Origin of the sequence: Rhodococcus sp. 14-2496-1d (assembly GCF_002259365.1) — a bacterium.
GTDB lineage: Bacteria > Actinomycetota > Actinomycetes > Mycobacteriales > Mycobacteriaceae > Rhodococcoides.
Genome location: NZ_NPFV01000014.1, coordinates 16,415 through 33,495 on the forward strand (window position 1 = coordinate 16,415; position 17,081 = coordinate 33,495).

At 65.3% G+C, this 17,081-nt stretch carries 10 protein-coding genes; 9 read left to right on the forward strand and 1 reads right to left on the reverse strand.

All coding sequences use genetic code 11. The features are described from left to right. Positions 1-102 precede the first annotated feature (102 nt). The 9 genes from CH296_RS10805 to CH296_RS10845 all read left to right on the forward strand — a co-directional run bounded on the left by CH296_RS10805 (position 103) and on the right by CH296_RS10845 (position 16,134). On the forward strand, positions 103-1,113 hold the full coding sequence (locus CH296_RS10805) for an alpha/beta hydrolase family protein (RefSeq protein WP_176459410.1): 1,011 nt from the start codon (positions 103-105) through the stop codon (positions 1,111-1,113). A gap of 331 nt (positions 1,114-1,444) precedes the next feature. Further along, entirely contained in the window at positions 1,445-2,458 is a 1,014-nt protein-coding gene (locus CH296_RS10810) for an alpha/beta hydrolase family protein (protein WP_045197995.1), read from the forward strand. Between the two features lie 221 nt (positions 2,459-2,679). Beyond that, the gene (locus CH296_RS10815) at positions 2,680-4,581 is read left to right on the forward strand and encodes an alpha/beta hydrolase-fold protein (protein WP_082073872.1); all 1,902 of its coding nucleotides are present in this window, start codon (positions 2,680-2,682) and stop codon (positions 4,579-4,581) included. Positions 4,582-4,668: 87 nt separating this feature from the next. Beyond that, positions 4,669-5,214: a DUF732 domain-containing protein gene (locus tag CH296_RS10820; protein ID WP_094684700.1), complete on the forward strand. Its 546-nt coding sequence runs from the start codon at positions 4,669-4,671 to the stop codon at positions 5,212-5,214. A 12-nt stretch (positions 5,215-5,226) separates the two neighbouring features. Continuing rightward, complete coding sequence (locus CH296_RS10825) at positions 5,227-6,180, forward strand: cutinase family protein (RefSeq protein ID WP_032396435.1); 954 nt, start codon at positions 5,227-5,229, stop codon at positions 6,178-6,180. 206 nt (positions 6,181-6,386) lie between these two features. Beyond that, a complete protein-coding gene (locus CH296_RS10830) occupies positions 6,387-7,385 on the forward strand; it encodes an LLM class F420-dependent oxidoreductase (protein ID WP_032396434.1) in 999 nt (332 codons plus the stop codon). A gap of 180 nt (positions 7,386-7,565) precedes the next feature. After that, entirely contained in the window at positions 7,566-9,464 is a 1,899-nt protein-coding gene (fadD32, locus tag CH296_RS10835; RefSeq protein WP_032396433.1) for a long-chain-fatty-acid--AMP ligase FadD32, read from the forward strand. Between the two features lie 43 nt (positions 9,465-9,507). Continuing rightward, positions 9,508-14,586, forward strand: a complete 5,079-nt coding sequence (gene pks13 / locus CH296_RS10840; RefSeq protein WP_094684701.1) for a polyketide synthase Pks13 — start codon at positions 9,508-9,510, stop codon at positions 14,584-14,586. A gap of 3 nt (positions 14,587-14,589) precedes the next feature. Further along, a complete protein-coding gene (locus CH296_RS10845; protein ID WP_032396431.1) occupies positions 14,590-16,134 on the forward strand; it encodes an acyl-CoA carboxylase subunit beta in 1,545 nt (514 codons plus the stop codon). A 161-nt stretch (positions 16,135-16,295) separates the two neighbouring features. Here CH296_RS10845 and CH296_RS10850 read toward each other — a convergent pair whose 3' ends face one another. Next, positions 16,296-16,916: a hypothetical protein gene (locus tag CH296_RS10850; RefSeq protein ID WP_094684702.1), complete on the reverse strand. Its 621-nt coding sequence runs from the start codon at positions 16,914-16,916 to the stop codon at positions 16,296-16,298. Positions 16,917-17,081: the final 165 nt, after the last annotated feature.

Sequence of the window (17,081 nt, forward strand, 5' to 3'; positions counted from 1 at the left end):
TGCGACCGACCCGAGGGTCGGACGGCAGACATGGTGAACTTGCGAGATCAAGCGTTGATTGCGTAACCGATGTGACGATGAAGCAGCTGAGAGGTCGAGTGCATGCTGGGTAGAAGGAAGAGCCGGTCCGAGGACAAGCGGGGTGGGTCCTGGGGCCGCCGCGCCGCCACGTCCATGCTGATGGCGGTGGTCCTCCCACTGGGATTGGCTGTAGCCGGCGGTGGCGCAACTGCCAACGCAGCCTTCGACGGCAATGCCATCGACGTCTGGACGGACTCGAGCATGGGTCCGATCAAGAGCCGCGTCTGGCGCGCCGCGGACGGCAACACCAATCGCGTCGTCTACCTCCTCGACGGTCTTCGGGCCACCAACGACATCTCCGGTTGGGAGCACGAGACCGACGCCGGTGCCGTGTTGGCCTCCTGGAACATCAACGTCGTCGAGCCGGTGGGTGGACAGTCGAGCTTCTACTCCGACTGGTACGCACCGTCGAACTTCAACGGCCAGCAGACCACGTACAAGTGGGAGACCTTCCTGACGCAGAACCTGCGTGAGAACCTGCGCGCGAACTGGGGCTTCAACCCCAACCGCAACGGCGTCATCGGTATCTCGATGGGTGGCTCGGCTGCTCTGACTCTCGCGGCCTACCACCCGGACCAGTTCAGCTACGCGGGCTCGCTGTCCGGCTACCTGAACATCTCCGCTCCCGGCATGCGCGAAGCCATGCGTCTGGCATTGCTCGACTCCGGTCGCTACAACATCGACGCGATGTGGGGACCGCCGTGGGATCCGGCGTGGCTGCGCAACGACCCGTTCGTCTTCGCCCCTCGTCTGCGCGACAACGGAACCCGCGTGTGGGTGTTCGCAGGTAGCGGCCTGCCCGGCGGACTCGATCGCCCGCGGAGCTTCATCGACTACTACAACACCGCCAACGGCATGGGCCTCGAGGCCATCGCACTGGCGAACAGTCGGGCGTTCCAGATCCGGATGGCCAGCATCGGTGCCAACAACGTCACCTACGCGTTCCCGGCCGTCGGTACCCACCAGTGGGGTTACTGGGGCGAGCAGATCCGCATCATGGCACCGGACCTGAGCGCCAACATCGGTAACTGACCCGCTCACGGATCATTTCGGTCGTTTCGCCCGCTTCTCGGCCCTTCGTGAAACTTCACGACTTTTCAGGGCTGTTCAGCGGGGACCGAGCAGGATAGTCTCCTGTTTCGGGGAAACGTCGAGGTGAAACTGGGACGCTGATCACAGTTTTGCCTTGGAACCGCTCGATGGAATAACCTCCATCGAGCGGTTCGCCTGTTTCACAGCAGAACCTCCGATTTTTCAGGACCACGTCGTCCTTCGGCCCGGAGGGGCCACCTGGAAAGCCCTGTTCGATTGCCGGGGGCCGCACACGTCGCGGAGACCGCGTAGATGAGAGAGAGCACGATTCATGCGATTTGCCGGCCTCAGTAGAACACCGAAGGCGTCTTCACGCTGGCGTCAGCGCCTGCTCGGCGTCGGTGCTGCAGCGCTCGTCCTGCCCCTCGCAGCCGGTGTCGTCGGTGGAGCGGTCGCTGTCGCAGCACCCGCTCCCGTCGCGCATCAGACCCCTGCCGGTGGCCGTGAAGACCTGATCGTCCCGTCCGAGATGGGCCCCATCAAGGTTCAGGTCCAGTGGGCGGCCCGTGGCGGCAACGCCGCTCTCTACCTGCTCGACGGGCTGCGTGCCCGCGACGACCGCAACGCCTGGACGTTCGAGACCAACGCGCAGGATCAGTTCGCCAACGACGACGTGACCCTGGTCATGCCCGTCGGCGGTCAGTCGAGCTTCTACAGCGACTGGTACACCTCGTCGAACTTCAACGGCCAGGAAGTCACCTACAAGTGGGAGACGTTCCTGACCCAGGAGCTGCCCGCGTTCCTCGAGAACTACGGTGTCTCGCGCAGCAACAACGGTGTGCTCGGACTGTCGATGGGTGGTTCGGCAGCACTGACGCTCGCCGCGTACCACCGCGATCAGTTCAAGTTCGCCGGTTCGCTCTCGGGCTACCTCAACATCTCCGCGCCCGGCATGCGCGAGGCCATCCGCGTCGCCATGCTGGACGCCGGTCGCTTCAACGTCGACTCCATGTGGGGACCGCCCTGGAACCCGGCGTGGCTGCGCAACGACCCGTTCGTCTTCGCGCCGCGACTCGAGGGCCTGTCCCTCTACATCTCGGCAGCCAGCGGGCTGCCCGGCGAGTTCGATCGCCCGGCCGCGCCGATCGATTTCTACAACACCGCCAACGGAATGGCCCTCGAGGCACTCTCGCTCGCCAACACCCGTGCATTCCAGATCCGCATGAACACTCTCGGCATCCCGGCCACGTACAGCTTCCCGGCCAACGGCATTCACGCATGGCCGTACTGGGGAGCCGAGTTGTGGAAGGCTCGCGGCCAGATCCTGGACGCGCTCAACGCCTGACACCGATCGAGTAGTCGTTCTTCGAGAAATGCCGCCCCGCGTCTGTGCGCCGGGCGGCATTTTTCGGTCCCGGCCACGGTCTCCATGCCGACTCAGTTCACAATTGCACCACCAGTCACAGCGCGTCTGCTGCTCGTCGGCATCGGGCACGTGTAGAAAGACATACGAAGCATGTCTCGATAGGAGACCTTCGAAAGTCACGTCGAAAGAGAGTCACCATCATGCGCACTGAGCTTGTTCGGTTCGGTCGGACTACATCGGCCGGTACACGGGCTCGGCGAGCGGCAGCAGCACTGACCGTCGCTTCCGCGCTGATGATCCCCTTCGCGACGACGACCGTTGCCTCCGCTGCCCCCATCGCGCGGACGGCCCCTGTCGCGCTGGCCGGCCCCGCCTACACGCAGACGTCCGGTGCCACCGTCACGTCGGTGGACTGGCTCTCCGATCGTCGCGTCGCGCTGTGGATCCAGTCGCCCTCGATGGGAACGCCCATCCAGGTTCAGCTGTTGCTCGCGCGTGACTGGAACATCAACCCGCAGGCCACGTTCCCGCAGGTGTACATGCTCGACGGTCTGCGCGCGACCGACCAGGAGAACGGTTGGACGGCCGAGACCGACGCCGAGTCGTACTTCGCCGACAAGAACGTCAACGTGGTCCTCCCCATCGGCGGCCAGTCCAGCTTCTACTCCGACTGGCTCGATCAGGACAACGGCAAGAACTACCAGTGGGAGACGTTCCTGACCCAGGAGCTCCCACCCATTCTCGAGCGGGACTGGCGCAGCACCGACACCCGCGGAGTCGTCGGATTGTCCATGGGCGGTACGTCCGCGATGTTCCTCGCCGCGCGCAACCCCGGCTTCTTCAAGTTCGCGGGTTCGCTCTCGGGCATCCTGACCACCACCTCGCTCGGCATGCCGCAGGCAATCCAGTACGCGATGACCGACGCGGGCGGCTACAGCTCGAGCGCCATGTGGGGCTCGCCGTCCAACTCCCTGTGGGCGCAGCACGATCCGTACCTGCTGGCCGACAAGTTGAAGGGCGTCAGCCTCTACATCTCCAGCGGCAACGGCTCGACCGGACCGTACGACCAGCCGTCGGGCATTCCGGGAGTGAGCACCAACTACGCCGGCATGGGGCTCGAGATCCTCTCGCGCCTGACCTCGCAGTCCTTCGCCACCAAGCTCAACCAGCTCGGCATCCCCGCTCAGGTCAACTACCGGCCGTCGGGCACGCACTCGTGGCCGTACTGGCAGTTCGAGCTGCATCAGCTCTGGCCGCAGCTCGCCACCGCACTCGGAGTCGAGGTCGACAAGCCCGCGTGCAGCGTCGCCGGCATGATCGGCAACGCGAGCGGTGCCAACTCGTGGCTCGGACCGTGCTTGACTGCCGAGTACAACGTGGCCGGAGGTCGCGCGCAGGACTTCACCTTCGGCCGGGTCTTCTTCACTCCCGATACCGGTGCGCAGGTCGTCGCCGGAGCCATCGGTGGCATCTACCAGGGCAACAGAGGCCCCGAGGGTGCACTCGGATTCCCGACGACCGGCGAGATCGGAACTCCGGACGGTCGCGGACGATTCAACGCCTTCCAGAACGGAATGGTCTACTTCACGCCGCAGACCGGCGCACACGTGGTGAAGGGTGCTGTGCTCGACGAGTGGGCTGCCCAGGGCTACGAGGGCGGGCCGCTGGGCTACCCGGTGCTCGACGAGGTTCAGACGCCGACCAAGCCCGGATCGGTACAGGGTTTCGAGATCGGTGCCATCTACACCTCGCCCGATGCCGGTGTGCACTCGGTCCAGGGCATGATTCTGGGCAAGTACGGTGAATTGGGCTGGGAGGGTGGAGCTCTCGGGTTCCCCAAGTCCAACGAGCTCGGCCCGATCAGGGACGGGGGGCGCTTCAACCAGTTCGAGACGGGCAACATCTACTGGAGCCCGCTGAGCGGAGCCTGGTCCACCCCGTACGGTCCGATCTTCGATGCATGGGGATCGGTCGGCTACGAGGGCGGCCGGTTGGGCTACCCCACCAGCGATCAGTTCGACATCGACGGTGGCGGCAAGCAGCAGAACTTCCAGTTCGGCATCATCACCGTCAAGGACGGCGTTGCCACGATCGCGCCGTAGTTGCTTGCGAAACGACATCAGCTCAGAGTCTTCTCAGAGCGTGGCGGTACTCTCGCCTGCGACCCGACGACCGAAGGATTTCGATCGATGACGCGTAATTCCCTCACCAGGACTCTGTCGCTCGGTGTGTTCGCCCTTGCGGCGAGTTCGATGCTGGTGGCCTGCGGGAGTGACGACTCGACGGCTACCGGAGCGCCGACGACCACCACCTCGGCTGCCGAGACGACGACCGTGGCCGAGTCGACGACGTCGGCCGCAGAGACCACCACTGCTGCGCCGACCACGAGTCCGGGTGAGGCGGCCACCGCGCCGCCCGAGCAGCCGCAGCCCGTCCCGGACGATTTCCCCGGGCCGACGGAAAGCCAGATCGACGACCGCGGCGCGAGCTTCCTGGAGGAGCTGAAGAAGCAGGGGATCACCCCGGCGGGCAACGGCGACATCGCGGTGTCGACGGCCAATTACATCTGTGCCGCGCAGGCGCAGGGCGTCACGGCGGAGGAGATCTCGACCTTCGTCACCGCGAACGTCGGCGTGGAGGCAAGCGCCTCCGGAACGCAGATGAGCGAGACACAGGCTCAGCAGGCAGCCCAGACCTATATCGCCGCAGCGCAGGCGACGTACTGCAGGCCGTAGAGATCAACGGTGATGGCCAAGCGTAAGCGCAGAATCCTTCCGGTGATCGCCGTTGCGGCGATCATCGGTCTGATCATCGTCGCCCTGTGGTACCTGCTGGCCGGACGGCTGCCGAAGGAACCGGGCATCCCGGTGCCACCGGGACCGGAGGAGCCGACGTCGCAGCCGGCCGACTGCCCCGACGTCCAGGTCATCGCCATCCCCGGAACCTGGGAATCGTCGTCCACCGACGATCCGTACAACCCGACGGCCAATCCGGCATCGTTGATGCTCAACGTCACCCGCCCGTTGCAGGAGCAGTTCCCCGGTTCGCGAGCCGACGTCTACACCGTGCCGTACGTGGCTCAGTTCTCCAATCCCATCGCGCTGCCGCCGGACGGTCAGCAGTCGTACAACAACAGTCGTACCGAGGGCAAAGCCGTCGCCGTGCAGAAGATGACCGATGTCAGTGCGCGTTGCCCGTTGACCAACTTCGTCCTCACCGGCTTCTCGCAGGGCGCGGTCATCTCCGGCGACATCGCGGCCGACATCGGAGCGGGCAACGGTCCCATCTCCGCCGATCGTGTTCTGGGCGTCACCCTCATCGCCGACGGTCGACGCGACGGCGTCTCCGGTACCGATGTTCCGGCTCCGCTCGACGGCGTCGGTGCCGAGGTCGCTCTCGGCGGACTCGACCTGCCCGGCATCACGATGACGGGGCGTCGAGAAGGGGGCTTCGGTGCCCTCGACGACCGGACCAACCAGATCTGTGCACCAGGAGACTTGATCTGCTCGTCGCCGTCGGATGGATTGTCGCTCCGCAACATTCCGCAGAGCATCCAGATTCTGATCGGGGCTGCAGGCAACCCGGTTCATGCGTCGTACAACAGTTTCGTCGTCGACGGATCCGGTACGACGGCCACTCAGTGGACCGCTGGGTGGGCCGCCGGACTGATCGAGAATGCCCCGACGCCCGCGCATTCGTGAGTGTCGACGCTTTATAACGGAAACGTCACAACGCGACGTGCAGTGGTCTGGTGCCGCGCACAAACCTTGGCCGCGAAGCCCCCAGCCGGTGTGATCGACTCGGGTCAGCGGCTAGAGTGGCGCCTTGGACCTGCGCAGATCGGCCTCGGCCGGGCTGCTCTCGCCATCAGAAACAAGACCGCTGCACACTCCGAGGAGAGCAATAGATGAGTTCCGCCGAGGCCGCGACCGCAGGGCCGCGCAAATTCCGATTCGCTGCAGGCGGAGAGGGAAACGCCGAGGAGGGCGGGGCTCGGAAGTTCATCAAGCTGGCGCAACAGGCCGAGGAACTGGGTTACGACAGCTTCATGATTCCCGACCACCTGGGCAACCAGGTCGGTCCGATCGCAGCGCTCGGCGCGCTCGCCGTGGCCACCGACAAGATTCGGCTCGGCACTGCTGTGTTGGCGAACGGCTTCCGGCATCCCGCGGTGCTGGCCAAGGATGCGGCCACCATCGATGTGCTCTCGGGTGGGCGGCTCGAGCTCGGTCTGGGTGCGGGTTGGATGCGTGAGGAATACGACAAGGCGGGGATCACGTACGACCGCCCTGGCGTGCGGATCGAGAAGCTGGAGGAGACCCTCGAAATTCTCGACGTCCTGTTGCGCGGTCAGGAATGCAACTTCGAGGGCAAGCACTACACGATCGCAGGACTCAAGGGCAGTCCTCGGCCCCGCCAGGGACCGCGTCCTCCCATTTGTATCGGCGGTGGCGGTCCGAGGATGCTCGCCCTGGCGGCCAAGCACGCCGACATCATCTCCGTGGTGCCGAGCACCTCGAAGGAGGGCAAGCTGTTGCTCTCGGGCATGACCATCGAGAAGACCCTCGAGCGTGTCGAGCTCATTCGTGCAGCAGCAGGCGATCGGTTCGACGACATCGAACTGAACTGGGCCATCACCACGATCGTCGTCACCGACGACCGTGAGCAGATGGCCGAGATGGCGCTGGCGGCACTCGACAACGGCTACCCGCCGAACGTGGACGTCGATGTCAAGCTCACCGTCGAGGACATCCTGTCGTCTCCGTACCTCGCATTCGGGACATACGAGGAAATTGCCGATCAGATCCGTAACGTTCGCGCGCGGACGACGATGTCCTATGTCGGGGTTTTCCCTACTCAAATGGAAGCATTCGCGCCGGTTGTCGACTTGCTGAAAGGCGAGTGACGTAGGCGCGTGTCGGTACCATGTAGCTGGCCTTCAAACCAGGTGCCAAACCGACACCATAAGAGCTACTAGTCAGTAACATAAAACGCTGTTCGGTGTCCGCATGCACGTAGCCGGTCGTGCGGGCCCAGGTCACGCAGGCTGTGTGGCAGCGGATTCGTGTCGGAGGAGATTGAAGTAATGAGCCACACGTTCGACGATTTCATCGATGAGAACGGCCATATCACCATCGGCGAGGGGCAGACGCTCGTCCGCCACGTCGAGGTGAACGTGAAGGAGAATTCCGACACGCTCGCGTACCGGTTCGTCGATTACTCCCGGGAACGTGACGGCGAAGCTCACGAGCTGACCTGGGCCGAGTTCGGTACTCGCCTCAAAGCTGTCGCTGCTCGCCTGCAGCAGGTCACCCAGCCCGGTGATCGAGTGGCCATCCTGGCACCGCAGGGCCTCGAGTACGTCATCGCCTTCTTCGGAGCGATCTACGCGGGCACCATCGCGGTACCGCTGTTCGATCCCGACGAGCCAGGCCACACCGATCGCCTGCATGCCGTCCTCGGTGACTGCAAGCCGAGCGCCATCCTCACCGCGAGCAACTCGGCAGCAGGCGTACGCGCCTTCTTCCGCGCGCTCCCCGCCGCGGAGCGCCCCCGGATCATCGCCGTCGACGCGGTCCCGGACAGCGTCGGCGAGACGTGGGTCGAGCCGACGGCCGGGCTCGACGACATCGCTTACCTGCAGTACACGTCCGGTTCGACGCGGACCCCGGCCGGCGTCGAGATCACGCACCGCGCGGTCGGCGTCAACGCGCTGCAGATGGTCGACAGCATGGAGATCAACCACGACTCCCGCGGCGTCACCTGGCTGCCGATGTTCCACGACATGGGCCTGCTCACCGTCATTCTCCCGGCGCTCGGCGGCAAGTACATCACCATCATGAGCCCGCGTGCGTTCGTGCAGCGGCCCTGGCGCTGGATCAAGGAACTCGCCGCGGTGTCCGACGGCGCAGGCACCTTCGCAGCGGCACCGAACTTCGCGTTCGAGCACGCGGCCCAGCGTGGTCTGCCGAAGAACGGCGAGAGCCTCGACTTGTCCAATGTCATCGGTCTGATCAACGGCAGCGAGCCCGTCACCACGTCGTCGATGAAGAAGTTCAACGAGGCGTTCGGTCCCTACGGTCTGCCGAAGTCCGCGATCAAGCCGTCGTACGGCATGGCGGAGGCGACCCTGTTCGTCTCGACCAGCAAGCACGCCGACGAGGCCAAGGTTGTCTACGTGGACCGCGTCGAGCTCAATGCGGGCAACTTCGTCGTCGTCGCCCCCGACGCCCCCGGTGCCATCCCGCAGGTGTCCACCGGAACCGTCGCTCGCAGCCAGTGGGCTGCCATCGTCGATTCCGAGACCGGCACCGAGGTTGCCGACGAGCACGTCGGCGAGATCTGGTTGCACGGCGAGAACATCGGCAAGGGCTACTGGGGCCGCGAAACCGAGACCTCCGAGACCTTCCACAACAAGCTCGTCCACCGCAACCCCGAAGGCTCGCACGCAGACGGCGCTCCCGAGGGTGGCAACTGGATGCGTACCGGCGACTTCGGCGTCTACCACGACGGCGAGCTCTACATCACCGGCCGCGTCAAGGACCTCGTCATCGTCGACGGACGCAATCACTACCCGCAGGACCTCGAGTTCTCGGCCCAGGAAGCCAGCAAGGCATTGCGTCCCGGCTTCGTCGCAGCCTTCGCCGTCCCGCTCAACCAGCTCCCGGACATCGTCTTCGAGTTCAGTGGCGCAGCCCTGACCAAGGACCCCGACGACAGCTCCGAGCAGCTCGTCATCGTCGCCGAGCGCGCACCCGGCTCCGGCAAGGCAGATCCGGCTCCGATCGCCGACGAGGTGCGTACCGCGGTCTCCGCACGGCACGGCGTCACCGTTCGCGACGTCCTCCTCGTCCCGGCCGGTTCCATCCCGCGCACCTCGAGCGGCAAGATCGCTCGACGCGCATGCAAGGCCGCGTACATCGAGGGCACGCTGCGTGGCGGCTACCAGCAGACGGCCTTCCCGGACGCAGAACTGCCCGACTGACGGACGCACCCTCCGTTTTTCCTCCGACACGACTTGGTGAGTAATGGCTGAACTAGAGACAGACAAAATCGAGCGCGTGGACGGCAGAGACCTCACGGTTGCGCAGCTGCGGGACTGGCTGCGCAACTGGGTTGCGGACGCGACCGGGCAACCGGCGTCGGCCATCTCCGACGACCGCCCGATGGAGGAATTCGGTCTGTCCTCTCGCGATGCCGTCGCATTGAGCGGCGAGATCGAGGAGCTGGTGGGAGTCACGCTGACCGCCACCGTCGTCTACCAGCACCCCACCATCGCCTCGCTGGCCAAGATCATCATCGAGGGCGAGCCGGACGAGCCTGTCGGCACCGTCGACGACGCGTTCTACACCAGCGGCGGGAATTCCGGCGACGCGCACGACGTCGCCATCGTCGGCCTGTCGTCCCGTTTCCCCGGCACCGGACAGACTCCGGAGGAGATGTGGTCGCTGCTGATCGAGGGCCGCGACGGCATCACCGATCTGCCCGACGGCCGCTGGCAGGAATTCACCTCCGATCCGGTCATCGCCGCCGCGGTGGCCGCAACGGTGACCAAGGGTGGTTACCTCGACGACGTCAAGACCTTCGACGCCGAATTCTTCGCGATGTCGCCCAACGAGGTCGTCAACGTCGACCCGCAGCAGCGGCTCGCACTCGAGCTGACCTGGGAAGCGTTGGAGCACGCGCACATTCCGGCCAGCTCCATCAAGGGCAGCCAGGTCGGCGTCTTCATCGGCAGCTCCTCCAACGACTACCAGCTCATCGCCGTCAGCGACCCGGCCGTGCACCCGTATGCCCTCACCGGTACGTCCACCGCCATCGTCGCCAACCGAGTGTCCTACTTCTACGACTTCCGCGGGCCGTCGATCGCCGTCGACACCGCGTGCTCGTCTTCGCTGGTCGCCGTGCACCAGGCGGTGCGCAGTCTGCGTACCGGCGAATCCGATCTCGCCGTTACCGGTGGCGTCAACATGCTTCTCGCGCCGCCCATCACCGTCGGCTTCGGCCAGACGGGTGTGCTCGCGCCCGACGGCCGAATCAAAGCCTTCTCCTCCGACGCGAACGGCATGATCCGCTCCGAAGGCGGCGGACTCGTCGTGCTCAAGCGACTCGAGGACGCCGAACGCGACGGGGACGACATCCTCGCCGTCATCGCCGGATCCGCGATCAACCAGGACGGCCGCTCCAACGGTCTGCTTGCGCCCAACCCGGACGCACAGGCCGATGCGCTGCGGTTCGCATACCGCGACGCCGGTATCAACCCGTCGGGCGTCGACTACATCGAAGCGCACGGCACCGGAACCATTCTGGGCGACCCGATCGAGGCCGACGCTCTCGGTCGGGTGGTCGGTCGCGGCCGTGACGCAGACAAGCCGGCCCTGCTCGGATCGGCGAAGACCAACTTCGGACACCTCGAATCTGCCGCGGGCGCAGCAGGTTTGATCAAGGTCGTCCTGGCGATGCAGCAGGACAAGCTCCCTGCCTCGCTGAACTACGCGGGCCCCAACCCGTACATCGACTTCGACAAGGCACACCTGAAGGTGATTCCGGAGGCCACCGACTGGCCGCGGTACACCGGCAAGGCCGTCGCGGGTGTGTCCGGTTTCGGCTTCGGTGGCACCAACGCACACGTCGTCGTGCGCGAGTACGTCCCGGGTGAGGCCGACGGCGCATTCGACCCCGCGGCCGTGGACCCGGAAGCCGTTCTCGTCGAAGGCCTCACCGACGTCTCCGGTGCAGAGCTGCCGATCGTCGCCGACCCCGAGCCCGAACCTGCCGTCTCGGAGGTCGAGACAACCGATCCGGTAGCCGAGGCCGAGACGATTCTGTCCGATGCTGAAACCGGTTCGGAGACAGTCATTCTCGCTGTGTCCGCGGCCCTTCCGTCGCGCCGTAAGCGAGCCGCCGGAGAGTTGGCCGACTGGCTCGAAACCGAAGAGGGCAGCACGACGCCTCTCGTCGACGTCGGCCGCACGTTGGCCCGCCGCAACCACGGGCGTTCGCGCGCAGTGGTTCTGGCATCCACCACCGCCGAGGCCATCGCAGGATTGCGCGCCATCGCCGCAGGAAAGCCCGGACCCGGAGTGTTCTCCGCAGACTCACCGGCCTCCAACGGTGCAGTGTGGGTGTTCTCCGGCTTCGGCTCACAGCACCGCAAGATGGCATCGCGCCTCTACCGCACCAACGCGGTGTTCGCCGCCGAGGTCGACAAGGTGGACGAGCTGCTGGTCGACGAGGCCGGCTACTCCATCCGCGAGATCATCCTCGACGACTCGCAGACCTACGAGTTCGAGAACTCCCAGGTGGGCATCTTCGTCATCCAGATCGCCTTGGCCGCAACGCTCCGCGCGCACGGTGCCGAGCCGTCGGCCGTCATCGGACACTCGATGGGTGAGGTCGCGGCCGCATACGTCGCCGGCGGCCTGAACCTCGAAGACGCAGTGCGCATCATCTACGCCCGGTCGCGACTGCTGGCCGAGGGCCAGGACGGACTCGGAGCCGCATCGCAGGGCGCAATGGCTCTTGTCGAGTACACCCCCGACGAGGTCAAGACCCTCACCGATCAGTTCCCCAACGTCGAGCCCTGCGTCTACGCAGCACCGACCCACACCACCGTCGGCGGACCGCGCGCCGAGGTCGAGGCTCTCGTCGAGATGGCCGAGGCCGCAGGCAAGATGGCCCGACTCCTCGACGTCAAGGGTGCCGGACACACCGCAGCCGTCGACGTGCTGCTCGGTGAGCTGGCCGCCGAACTCGCCGGAATCGAACCCGGCAAGCTCACGGCCGGGGTCTACTCTTCGGTCGATCGCGAGGCCCACTATCGCGTCGGGCATGCGCCGATCCACGGCGTCGAGTACTGGACCAAGGGAATGCGTCATCCGGTCTGGTTCACCCAGGCCGTCAATGTCGCTGTGGGAGACGGGCATACGACGTTCGTCGAGCTCGCTCCCAATCCCGTCGCATTGATGTCGGTCGCCGCCACGGCATGGGCTGCAGGCGTCGCCGATTCGACTCTGATTCCGACGCTCAAGCGCAAGGAGGACGAGTCCGAGACCTTCCTCGCCGCTCTGGCGCAGCTGTACGTTCACGGTCATGCACTGGAACTGGCAACGCTGTTCGAATCCGGCCCGTACGCGGACATCCCGCGAACTGCCTACCTGCGCAAGGAGTTCTGGCTGAACTCGCAGGTCAGCTCGAGCGGTAACGCGCGAGTTCCCGGTGCCCGCGTCGCATTGCCGGACGGCCGCCACGTCTGGGAGGTCCAGGCCTCCGCCGTCGCCGATTTCGATGCACTGGTCACTGCTGCCGCGTCGCAGGTGTTCTCCGATGTGGCACTGGGCGTTTCGGTCTCCCACGCCGGCGTGCCGAAGGCGGGTACGGTCGTCACCACGTTGACCTCGCACCTCGGTGGCGCGTCGGTACAGGTGCACGCGCACGAGGGCTCGGCGTTCACCCTGCTGCACGAGGCCGTCGTCACCTCGGGTGACGCTCGACCGGAACCCGTTGTCGCTGTGGAAGAGCGCTCCTCGTCTCCCATGGAGGAACTGCCGGAGGTCGTCGAGACGTTCGGTGATCGCTGGGATCCGAACGGCAACCAGAAGCTCGAGGACCGACTGGCCGTCATCGTAGCGGAGTCCATGGGCTACGCGCCCGAGGATCTGCCGCCCGAGGTTCCGCTGATCGAACTGGGTCTGGATTCACTCAGCGCCGTGCGCATCAAGAACCGCGTCGAGTACGAATTCGATATCCCCACAGTGCAATTGCAGGCCGTGCGCGACGCCAACCTGCGTGAGGTGGAGAAGTACCTGCGCTACGCGATCGAGAACCGCGACGAGGTGCAGGCACTGGCAGACAAGCAGGCGGCGGAGAAGGCGGCCGAACAGGCTGCTGCGTCGCCTGCCGCCGTCGAGCCTGCCCCCGCTGCCCCCGTTGCCGAGGACGCTGCCCCCGTCGAGAAGGCTGCCCCGGCAGTTGCTGCCGCGGCGCAGACCGATCTCGGCGGCAAGGAAGCATTCGCCGAGGCCGCCGGATCCGACGTGCCTCCGCGCGACAATGCCGAGCGGATGACGTTCGCGACATGGGCTGTGGTGACGAAGGAATCGGCCAAGGGAATCTTCAACACCCTGCCGATCCTCGACGACGAGACGGCGGAGAAGCTGGCCGCTCGTCTGACCGAGCGGGCCGGCGGCGAGATCACCTTCGACGACGTCCTGGACTCCGAGACCATCGAACAGCTCGCAGACAAGGTTCGTCCGCACCTCGAGGACGGTGAGATCGACGGCGTCGTACGCAATCTGCGTGCCCGGCCCGAAGGCTCCACCGCCACACCGGTGTTCGCGTTCCACTCGGCCGGTAGCTCCACCGTCGCCTACGAGCCGCTGCTGCGGAAGCTGCCTGCCGGCACGCCGATGTATGGCCTCGAGCGCGTCGAAGGCCCCATCGCCGTGCGAGCTGCGGAGTACGTGCCGCTGATCAAGGCGATCCAGCCCGAAGGACCGTACGTGTTCGTCGGCTGGTCGCTCGGCGGCATCCTCGCCTACGAGGTCGCGCGTCAGATGGAGGAAGAGGGCATCGAGGTCGCCTACGTGGGGCTGCTCGACACCGTCATGCCCGGCACGCAGATCCCGGACACCAAGGACGAGGTGCGCAAGCGCTGGGAACGCTACGCGGCGTTCGCGAAGAAGACGTACAACGTCGACTACCCGATTCCCTACGACAAGCTGGTCGACTCCGACGACGAGGGACAGATCCGCATCATCACCGATCTGGTCAAGCTCAGCGGTGCCAAGATCCCCGGCGGGATCATCGAGCATCAGCGCACGTCGTGGCTCGACAATCGGGCCATCCAGACGGCCGAGCTCAAGAAGTACGGCGGGCACGTGACGCTGTACATGGCCGACAAGTACCACGACGACGCGATCGCTCTCGAGCCCGCGTACGCCACCCGCGAAGAGCACGGTGGCTGGGGACCGGTGGTCGAGGACCTGGAGATCGTCTACGTCGGAGGCGATCACCTCGCGGTCGTCGACGAGCCGTACATTGGAAAAATTGCGGCCCATTTGTCGAAGACGCTCGAGAACATCGAGTCTGCAAGAACCGGAGCGTAGATCTTGAGTGGCACCACTGCGGAGAAGCTGGCCGAACTACGGACGAAGCTCGAACAGGCCGAGGAACCGGCCGGCGACATCGGCGTAGCCAAGCGTGCGAAGAAGGGCATCCCCAGTGCCCGCGATCGCGTCAAGTCGTTGCTCGATCCCGGTAGCTTCGTCGAGATCGGCGCACTGGTGAAGGCCCCGAACGACCCGGCCGCTCTCTACAGCGACGGCGTCGTGACCGGCCACGGAACCGTCGACGGTCGTCCGATCGCCGTGTTCTCGCACGATCAGACGGTGTTCGGCGGAACCGTCGGCGAGATGTTCGGCCGCAAGGTCGCCGGAATCATGGACTTCGCCATCAAGATGGGTTGCCCGGTCGTCGGCATCAACGACTCCGGTGGAGCTCGTGTGCAGGACGCGGTCACGTCCCTGGCCTGGTACGCCGAGCTGGGTCGACGCCACGAGGCGCTGTCCGGTCTGTGCCCGCAGATCTCCCTGATCCTCGGCAAGTGTGCCGGTGGTGCCGTGTACGCGCCCATCAACACCGACATCGTGGTCGCCACCGAAGAGGCGTACATGTTCGTCACCGGTCCGGACGTCATCAAGTCCGTCACCGGTGAGGACGTCAGCCTCGACGAGCTGGGCGGTGCCCGCGTCCAGGCTGTCAACGGCAACGTGCACCACGTCGCTGCCGACGAGAAGGCCGCTTTCGAGTGGATCCGGAACTACCTGAGCTACATGCCGTCGAGCTGCCAGGAGGAGTCGCCGGTGATCAACCCGGGGCTCGAGCCGGAGATCACCGAATCCGATCGCAAGCTCGACTCGTTCATGCCCGACGCCGACAACGCCGGTTACGACATGCACGACATCATCCTGCGCATATTCGACGACGGTGAATTCCACGAACTGTCGGGCCAGACGGCACCGAACGTCATCACCGGCTTCGCCCGCGTCGACGGTCGGCCGGTGGGCATCGTCGCCAATCAGCCGATGCACCTGTCCGGGGCGCTCGACGCCAAGGCAGCGGACAAATGCGCCCGCTTCATCCGCCTCAGCGATGCCTACAACATTCCGATCATCTTCCTCGTCGACACACCCGGCTTCCTGCCCGGCGTCGACCAGGAGACTCTCGGCGTCATCCATCGCGGCGGCCGTTTCATCTTCTCCTTCGTCGAGGCGACGGTGCCGAAACTGACCGTGGTGATCCGCAAGTCGTACGGCGGTGGATACGCGGTGATGGGCTCGAAGCAGCTCGGATCCGACATCAACCTCGCCTGGCCGACCGCCCGCATCGCCGTCATGGGTGCCGAAGGTGCCATCAACATCATGAGTCGCAAGCAACTCGCCGAGGCCGGAGAGAACGCACCGGCCCTGCGCAAGCAGCTCATCAACTTCTACAACGAACACGTGGCAACGCCCTGGATCGCCGCCGAACGTGGCTACATCGACGCGGTCATCGAGCCCTCGCAAACCCGCCTCGAAATTCGTAAGGCCCTGCACATCCTGAAAGACAAGGAAGTGCACAAGAGTCCACGCAAGCACTCGCTGCTTCCGATCTAGTCGAACCGAAGTGGGGCGATCCTCGTTTGTCGGGGTCGCTCCGCTCCCGTTCGCGTCAATGGACCACTGCACCGGTCAGACGTGTGCAATGGTTCATTCACGCACCAGCCGCGGCTGTGTCAATGGACCACTGCACTGCTCAGACGTGTCCGATGGTCCATTCACCCGGCCGATTGGCGTGGAACCATCACGACATCCGGTCGAGGTCTGGCGAGAGCGTGTTGGTAATTCTTTCGTAAGTCGTCGAGCACCTGTGTCGGTCGATCGCGGATGTCTTGTGGTGAATGGGATACGACGACCAGTCCGTGGGCCTGCATTCGGTTGCGTCGAGCTTGTGTCCGCTGGTAGTCGGCCGGTGACAGGTGGTGGGTCACGGAATCGATTTCACGAGCCAGTGCCACGGCGTCGATCCAGCCGTCGGTCTTGGCGATGAACTCTCCGCTCGGGGCGTAGATGTCGCAGTTGTGTGTCATTGGAGGCAGCCCGCTGCTTCGGTACAGGCGTTGGTCTTCGAGTTCTGCCACCGAGTGCGCGTTGTCCCGCAGCTCGAGAAGTACACGGCGCGTGAGTGCGCTGTAGCGGCGCGGACCTTCGGCCAATTCGGTGGCGATCTCGTCGATGGACACGCCGTCTCGTTGGAGTACCTCGGTCAGCAGGGCAACGCACCGTGTCTCGGATTTCGCGGCCCGCGTGGCGTCGACCAGTGAACGCACCAGAGGAGCAACGCGGATGCTGCCCTTGGTTATGGGCTTCGGAAGCCGCCACGTGCGCTCTGCTCGCACGAAAGACACCGATGCCCGACGCATCTGCGCGGGTAGCAGCAGATGAACCTCCCCGGCGGACCCGTTTGTCCGTGGCCATGAAAAAGTACCCACTGGTGGCCAGGTCGAGGTCCCCACTGGTGGCCAACTGAAAGTCCCCGCCCCGTGTTCGTCGTGTCGATCAGG